The sequence below is a fragment of the Endozoicomonas sp. ONNA2 genome (genome assembly GCF_024606365.1).
Lineage (GTDB): Bacteria > Pseudomonadota > Gammaproteobacteria > Pseudomonadales > Endozoicomonadaceae > Endozoicomonas.
Window position 1 is genome coordinate 1 of record NZ_JAHHPO010000812.1, and the last position, 7,460, is coordinate 7,460.

Genomic DNA, 7,460 nt, shown 5'->3' on the forward strand with positions numbered 1-7,460 from the left:
CGTTTAAATTAGCCTTGATTGGAACGATCGTAAGGCCGATTCTATCGCCCTGTTGAACAGCCCCCTTGGTTTGTATATTTTTTGACAATTTTTCTAAAATTAAGTTCCCCCCCCCAAACAGTCAATGCAATTTTTCTCAATTAAACATCAATGCTTGCTAAAGCCATTAATAACGATGTGATACTTTTTGAAAGTCAGCACCAGACATTGAACTCATCAAATCTGATGTGCTCTATTTTTTTTCTGTCGCAATTGTAAACTGGTAGAAAAGATCGATCGCCTGGGCAATACCACTAACCGCCTGAAGGTACAGTCGCGGCATTAATTCGTAGCGTACCTTAATTTCAGCTATGGAGTTAAAAACACCGGCGCCGTATTGCACCCGCAGGCCTGGCGCCACAGTGCCGCCAATGGTGACCCGGGTATCATTACCACTGCCCCGGGTGTCGAGGGTAACATCGGAAAGGCCGATTTTTTCGCCAATGGAGGTTACTACGCCGCCAAGCTGGCCGACACCGAAACCGATCAGCATGGATTGCACCGCCGAACTGTCACCACCTTCCAGTCCTCGTCCCCTGAGCAGATAAGACCACTGCTCCTGCTGTGGCATGGGTGGGTCCGAATAGATAGAAAACTCCGGCCGGGATGGCGGTCCGCTCACCTGAATGCCAACTGATACAGCGCCTTCTATGCTGTCAGGGTTGCGAATTGCGTTCACTGCCAGGTATGGGTTTGACAGCGGGCCAGAGAAAATAATATTGCCTTCCTTGATCAGCAGGTCCTGTCCAAATTGATGATAGCGGCCGTTGATCAGGTGAATAGAACCATCGGCAACCATCGGTTTTCCGGGCTGCAGAGCCAGCAGTAATTGGCCTCCAAGGTCTGATTTCAGCCCATAGGCGTCGATCTTGATGTCTTTGCCTAACACCACATTCACATCCATGGAGAATGGAGGGCCTGCATGCAATACAGTTTCCCTGGCTCCCGGGGTGATGATCACCACATCATCCGATGGGGTAACCGCCTGCCCGGGCAGCTGCCTGATGTTCACCCTTGCCCAGGGAATGGTGATGTTGCCGGTCAGGGTTTGCGCTTCGCCAATGGTGAGCCTTAAATCGGGGGAAGCTTTCAGCCGGAGGATTCCCGGCACCCGGGCGCCAAGGTTTTGCCCTTTTATGGCAATCACTCCGGCAGGGGGCATCTGTTGCCAGTCAAGGTTGCCGGACAAGTGCATCTGTCCATCGCCTACGTTCATAAGGCCATTGATCTTGCCCTTATTGCCCTCCAAAGTCAGCTCGGTGACCAGGTGGCTGACTTTGACCATATCCTGTTTGGCGGCCAGCCGACCGTCATGGAGTTTCAGGTGGCCAAAGAGCAAGGGATCAGTCAAGGTTCCACCCATGCGGGTGTCAGCGGATAAAATGCCATCGATTTGCCTGATATCCGGAATCAGTGATTGCAGAAAGTTCAGGTGCATATCCTGCAGTCTGGCTTGCCCGCTCAGTGTCTGGTCACTGTGTATATTGTTGATGGCCAGATGGATGTGAGCGACCCCCAGTTGTTTTGAGTCAAAGTCAAACGCGGCCTTGAGATCATTCTCCATGAGATTAATCACGGTGGAGAGTGTTTGGTAGTTCACAGAAGCTGGCTTGTCTGAGGTGCTGGTGATTTCACCCGGCGTCGTCTGAATTTGGATATGGGCTATAGGCGGGCCGTTATCCCATTGGATATCACCCTTGCCCGAGAGTGTGGCATGCCAGTCAACGGTGTCTGGCAACAGTGGTTTCAGGTTTGACAGGTTAAAGTCTGATAGCCAAAACCGTGAGGTTCCACGGGTGGCTGAAAATGTTGATGCGTCAATACACAGTCGCGCCGGTTTGGCTAGCCAGCATTGATCTGTCAGTGTTACTGCTTGAGTATCCATGACGATGTGAACAGGCTGCTCCAGAGACCAGGTATCCACCGTTGTCATTACCCTGGCACTGGCTAACTGGCCCTGCCATTTGCCATGGCTGTTACCGCCCTGCCAAACGCCGTTAACCTTTAACTCACCGGATACCGGCTCACCTTGCGTTTTCAAGACTATTTGATGATTCCGTTCACTGCCATTGGCAGTCAGCAGTAACTGCTTCAGCTGATTATTGCCACGGATTACCGAGTCTGCCTTAACCGTGGTTTTACCTTCCAGTGTGGTTTTACCTTCCAGTAAAAATGTTCTGGTTAATTCGCCAGTCACGTGTAACCGGTTGATACGGGTCTGTTGAACATCGATGGATGGGCTGTCAAAGCTGAACGAAAGCTGCGGTTGGGTATCGCTCCCGGTTAGCCTGACCCTGCCTTGCAGGGAGCCTTTCACGTCCGGGGCAATCATATCCAGTGACCTGGCATCCAGTTTGGCACTAAGTAACATTTGTTCTGCAATTTGGCCGCTGAGGTCAAGACGGTTCTCGCCAAGGGCTGCATGAAAGTGGGGAATATTCACGTTGAAGGGTAAAGCGGCCATTGGCCTGGTCCGGTTGTCAGATACCAGTTTTCCAGTCAACTCAAGGGGGTTATTCAGTAAGGAACCATTGATCGTCAGTTCCGCAATGGTTAGCTGCCAAGAGCCATCGGTCATCGTAAATCGAGTTGTTACTTTGCCACTGAGCGTTCCGGGAAGGTCTGTTAGCCACAACTCTGGCTGTAGTTTTGACAGCAGAATATCTCCTTGCCAATGAATCCCATCTTTCCAGTTGAGTGTTCCGGTCAGTGCCAGCGGTTTTTCAGCACGATTGCCTTCATCGGCAGGGCTCAGTGACAGTGTTTCAATGGTGAGTTGCTGCAAACTGCCAGAGGCTTCCAAACGCATTCGGGTTGCTGGCTGCGCAGCCACTTTAATGGTTGTGTCCAGTGAGAGCTGATACTGATTCAGATTGCCGGTGATTCTGACCAGGCCATGGTCGGCGGACATTCCGGGTGAGTTATCTTGCAGCGGCCATTGGAAAGGGCTCCATTTCAGGGCAACGCTCAGGGGAAAGTCGGGGGCAAGAGGGCCAATATGTCCTTCCAGTGATGTATTGATGGCACCCTGCGTGGCCAGCCGCAGCTCTAATTGGCCAAGATCGCCCGAGGCGGCCAGTGATAGCTTGTCCCCTTTAATGGCTGTCAGCTCAGGAATATTGAAATCATCCAGAATAGTGGCATCCAGAGTCAGGCTTAATGGATAGTTTTCCGATAGCGCTATCTCACCGTTTAAAAGAATATTGGCCCTGGTTTGCTCTGCCTTGAGTGTCAGGTTGGTGATATGAGTCACTTGCCAGTTGAAACTCAGCGCCAGCGCTTGCAGGGTTTCATCAATATCACCTTGCTGATAGCGGGCGTTGGTCAGGGTGAAATTTTCCAGGCTGACAGGTATTGGCAGTTTGACTTCCGGCAGAGTGATTGTTGAGAGATCAATCCCTGTTGGCGTTGGTTTGTCCGGTGTTAAAGCCTTTGGGGTGGACGTTGCCTGGTCTTTTAACAGAAGCCGAAGGTTGTTTGCCCGCGCTTCAGGGATAAACAGCTGACTATTCTGTATACGGGCGTTTGCTGCAAAGGATTCCAGGGAAATCCTATTTCCTGCAAAGGTAACTTCGAAATTCTGAATATGGATCTGATTGATCAGAATATCCAGCGGAATGGTCATGGAATCGGGAACGGTCGGTGCTGACGGCCCGGTTTTTTCCACCGTTGGCTGAATCTCAAGGTTGCCACCGTTAATTGCCACCAGTTGCACCGGCAGTTGCCTTGTTAACAGTTTTCCAAGCTGCCACTCAAGGGTTATATCATCAGCCTGAAAGGCGACCTGGCTATCTTGCCAGCGGAAATTCCTGATATGCCAGCCAGTCATCAGCTGGCCTTCCGTCAGTTCCCCAGCCAGTGCCGGAAGCGCATTGCCCAGCTCTCGCCAGAGCAGGGTGTTGCCGGTGTGAGTAAACAACAGCAGTGGAATCAGGGTAATCAGGAAGACAGCTGTGGCCAATAAGCCCTGCTTGATCACTTTTTTCGCCGGGAACGGCTTTGCCGGGGCATGCCCGTTATGGTCAGGGTTATTATCCGGAGCACTCATAAATCTGGCCCCATGGAAAAGTGGATTCGCCAGGGAGCGCCGGGTTCACTGACAGCAAAGGCAAAATCCAGTTTCACCGGCCCCAGGGGCGTCACCCAGCGGATGCCCGGCCCTGTGCCTGTGTACCATTCAACCTGACCTTTTTTGTAGGCGTTGGTTGCGGTCCCGCTGTCAACAAATAAGGCGACCCGCCAGTTTTCGATAATTTCATAGTCATATTCAATACTGGCTACCGAAAGGTACTGGCCGCCAACCAGCTGACCGCTGCTGTCCCTTGGGGATATGCTGTCATAACTGTAGCCACGGATCGTCTGGTCACCACCGGTAAAGAAGCGAATGGATGGCGGGATATTTTCAATGTCATCCACCCGGATGGCGCCCTGCTCGATTCTGCTGATAAACCGATGATGCCGGAAGAACGTGGTCAACCATTTGGCCCGGCCCCACACTTTGATAAAGTCAGCATCCGACTGCCAGGCTTTGGCAGAGGTTTCGATTTTCAGGTTATAGAGGTGCCCTGAGCGGGGATCCGTCGGGTTGCCCACCACTTTTCGGCGGTCAAATGACATGCCGGGTATCAGGAGCAGGTTACTGCTGTTCTGTAGCCCCTGGGTGTAGTTCTCATAATCTACCCGGATAAAAAAGTCCTGGTCCCAGTTACCCGGTCGCTTTTTCCACTTGTTAATGGAAGCGGAAACGAGCTGACTGTCGGTATCCTGGAGCGACGTTCTCTGGTAACCGCTGTCCAGACTGTAGTATTCGAGCAGGGGGTTGCCATAAGGGATTTTATAGCGCCCACTCAGTTCCTGCCCTGTTCGGGACACTTTGATATCACTGGTAAAACTGTGCCCTTTTTGATCTAGCCATGGGTTAACAATATTCAGGGATACCCTTGGGCCTTCGTCCGTAGAAAAGCCGATACCGGTCTCCAGCTCCCAGGCTGTTTTGGGGCTCACACTGACGAAAATCGGCACTTCACCATCAACGGCTTTATCCTGGAGAGGGCGCACTTCGATGGATTTAAAGAATCCGGTAGCCGAAAAGTCCATGTTTAACTGGCTGAGCCTTTCAGAGCGATACGGTTGCCCCGGTTGAAAATTGATCATGGTGTTCAGCAACTCACGGGTGGCTTCGCTTACCGGGGCGTCATAAATAATCGGTCCGAACCGGTATCGTCGGCCGGATTTCATGGTCAGGGTAATGTCTGCCGTTTGTTTGTCGGGGTAAACCTTGATCTGATGCTCAGTCAACCTTGCATCAAAATAACCACGGGTCAGGGCCAGGTTATTGAGTCCTGTTTTCAATGCCTCATATTCACCATCATTCAGGGTATCGCCCACTTTTAGCGGGTTTTGCCTGATCAGCCGGGTAAATGCCCGGTCTTTTCGGGCATCCCCTTCCAGATTGATTTGCAGGGACTGGACGATCACGGGCTTACCCGGGTTGATATCGATGATGAGCTGATTGGCGGGCTTTTTGCCTCTGCGCAAGTCAATGGTGGGCTGGTAATAACCCAGGGCCATGAGTGATTTTTGCAGTGCCTCCTGGATTTCATGTCGGTATTCATCCAGCTGTTCGGGCTTGATGACTGGCAGATTATCAAGATAGAGCGTTGCATTTTGCAGTAATGCCTTGTCTAACCCTTTGATTTTATACGTCAGGGGTTTTGTCGCCCAGGCAGATGCAGAAAAGAGCAGGATGATAAGCAGCCACAGGCCGATCCGCCGTGTCGGTGTATGGATGAGTGCTGTGCTTTCGTAATCGACCATAATTCAATGATAGTGACAATATTGGGTCCACATTCCCGGCAATAAACACGGTAAATTAGAGAAAATTACAGATAACAGACAGTTGAGCGTTGGCACGCTCTGGAAACTGTATCGACCTTCAGAGCATGACTGTCATTTTTTAATGGGTTTGCCGAACAGCCATCCTGCTCTTTGCATATATTTTTTGTTTCCTATAGCCCTTTTGATATGTTCAAGCGTTGCTGGCCAAACGGAATGGTTATGTTATCAGCTTTTTAACGTCCCCCTTGCAACCAACGTAACAAATCTCTAAAATTCCGGCTCTTTGTACGCTGCGGTCAATGTGCCCGGCGTATATCACATTCTCAAGGGCGCCTTTTTGGTCAAAAGAGGTTGTTCCTTGTGAATGCAGTAATCGGTGGGCACCTGTGCTCACACTCTCCTTGCCTTACTGCTTGATAAAATCTTTTCGGCGGCTGTCGGAGGTAAAAAACTGCAGGAGGCTATTTAATCCGTAAGGAGCAAATAATGCGTCATTATGAAATCGTTTTCCTGGTCCATCCTGACCAGAGCGAGCAAGTACCGGCCATGGTTGAGCGCTACACTCGCGCTATCACCGAAAATGGTGGCAAGGTACACCGTCTTGAAGACTGGGGCCGTCGCCAGCTGGCTTACCCAATCAACAAGATCCACAAGGCTCACTATGTTCTGATGAACATTGAGTGTGGCAACGAAACGCTGGATGAGCTGACGGAAAACTTCCGCTATAACGACGCGGTTATCCGTAACATGGTTATTCGTCGTGATGAAGCCATCGCTGAAGCGTCTATTATGCTGCAGTCGGAAGAAAAGCGTGATCGCCGTGAAGATCGTCGTGACGATCGTCGTGAAGAGCGTGCCTCGGAAGAAGCCGTGGAAGACGAAGCAGAAGAGTCTGAAGAGTAACACCTGACGTTCAGTCGCTCACGACTGTCTATAGCTCATGACTGTCTATAGCTTTCAGGTTGCTGCTTTAACCAGCTCCTGACCATTCAACATAAATCCAGGGAGGCGTTGCCATGGCACGTTTTTTCCGTCGCAGAAAGTTCTGCCGTTTTACCGCTGAAGGCGTGAAAGAGATCGATTACAAAGATCTGAACACTCTGAAAGCTTATATTTCCGAAACCGGCAAGATCGTTCCCAGCCGTATCACCGGTACCAAGGCTCGTTACCAGCGTCAGCTGGCAACAGCGATCAAGCGTGCTCGTTATGTGGCTCTGTTGCCATACACCGACCGTCACTGATTCATTCACAGGGTATAGCTGATGCGTGGACTGGCAGAACTGGCAATGCGTGGCCCGAAACAGGCAATGATCCTGGCTACGGTGTTTGCCTGTATTCCCATGCTGTTCTGGTTGAGTGCCGCCATCATTTCACTGGTCATACTCCGTCGTGGCGCCAGTGAAGGGCTGAAAATACTTGCCTGGGCAGTGCTGCCGGGGATTGCCTGGGCAGCCATGGGGCAGTTCTCCACGATCATTGGGTTGACAACTACCGTGGCCCTGGCCCTGGTACTACGCCAAACGGTCTCCTGGCAGAAAACCCTGATGGCACTGCTGCCAGGTGGAGCGGTCATCGCTCTGGTG

The 7,460-nt window shown here is 51.3% G+C and carries 4 protein-coding genes and 1 pseudogene; 3 read left to right on the top strand and 2 right to left on the bottom strand.

The features are described 5' to 3' along the window. Positions 1–232: 232 nt before the first annotated feature. Positions 233–4,087: a translocation/assembly module TamB domain-containing protein gene (locus tag KDK14_RS14430; RefSeq protein ID WP_257265873.1), complete on the bottom strand. Its 3,855-nt coding sequence runs from the start codon at positions 4,085–4,087 to the stop codon at positions 233–235. Next, a complete protein-coding gene (locus KDK14_RS14435) occupies positions 4,084–5,856 on the bottom strand; it encodes an autotransporter assembly complex family protein (protein ID WP_257265874.1) in 1,773 nt (590 codons plus the stop codon). Before KDK14_RS14435 ends, KDK14_RS14430 begins: the two co-directional genes overlap by 4 nt. 507 nt (positions 5,857–6,363) lie before the next feature. On the opposite strand from KDK14_RS14435, the gene rpsF reads away from it, so the two are divergent. The 3 genes and pseudogenes from rpsF to KDK14_RS14450 all read left to right on the top strand — a co-directional run. Next, positions 6,364–6,780 (top strand): 30S ribosomal protein S6, encoded by a 417-nt coding sequence (rpsF, locus tag KDK14_RS14440; RefSeq protein WP_257265875.1) that lies wholly within the window; start codon positions 6,364–6,366, stop codon positions 6,778–6,780. Positions 6,781–6,893: 113 nt separating this feature from the next. Further along, positions 6,894–7,118 carry a 30S ribosomal protein S18 gene (gene rpsR, locus KDK14_RS14445; RefSeq protein WP_257265876.1) on the top strand — a complete coding sequence of 75 codons (225 nt, stop codon included), beginning with the start codon at positions 6,894–6,896 and terminating at the stop codon, positions 7,116–7,118. A 21-nt stretch (positions 7,119–7,139) separates the two neighbouring features. Continuing rightward, positions 7,140–7,460 (top strand): annotated as a pseudogene (locus KDK14_RS14450) (hypothetical protein); the annotation flags it as partial.

Bases quoted from the DNA above. Each gene is read 5' to 3' on its own strand.
- rpsF (WP_257265875.1), top strand. From the start codon at position 6,364: ATGCGTCATTATGAAATCGTTTTCCTGGTCCATCCTGACCAGAGCGAG.
- KDK14_RS14435 (WP_257265874.1), bottom strand. From the start codon at position 5,856: ATGGTCGATTACGAAAGCACAGCACTCATCCATACACCGACACGGCGG.
- rpsR (WP_257265876.1), top strand. From the start codon at position 6,894: ATGGCACGTTTTTTCCGTCGCAGAAAGTTCTGCCGTTTTACCGCTGAA.
- KDK14_RS14430 (WP_257265873.1), bottom strand. From the start codon at position 4,087: ATGAGTGCTCCGGATAATAACCCTGACCATAACGGGCATGCCCCGGCA.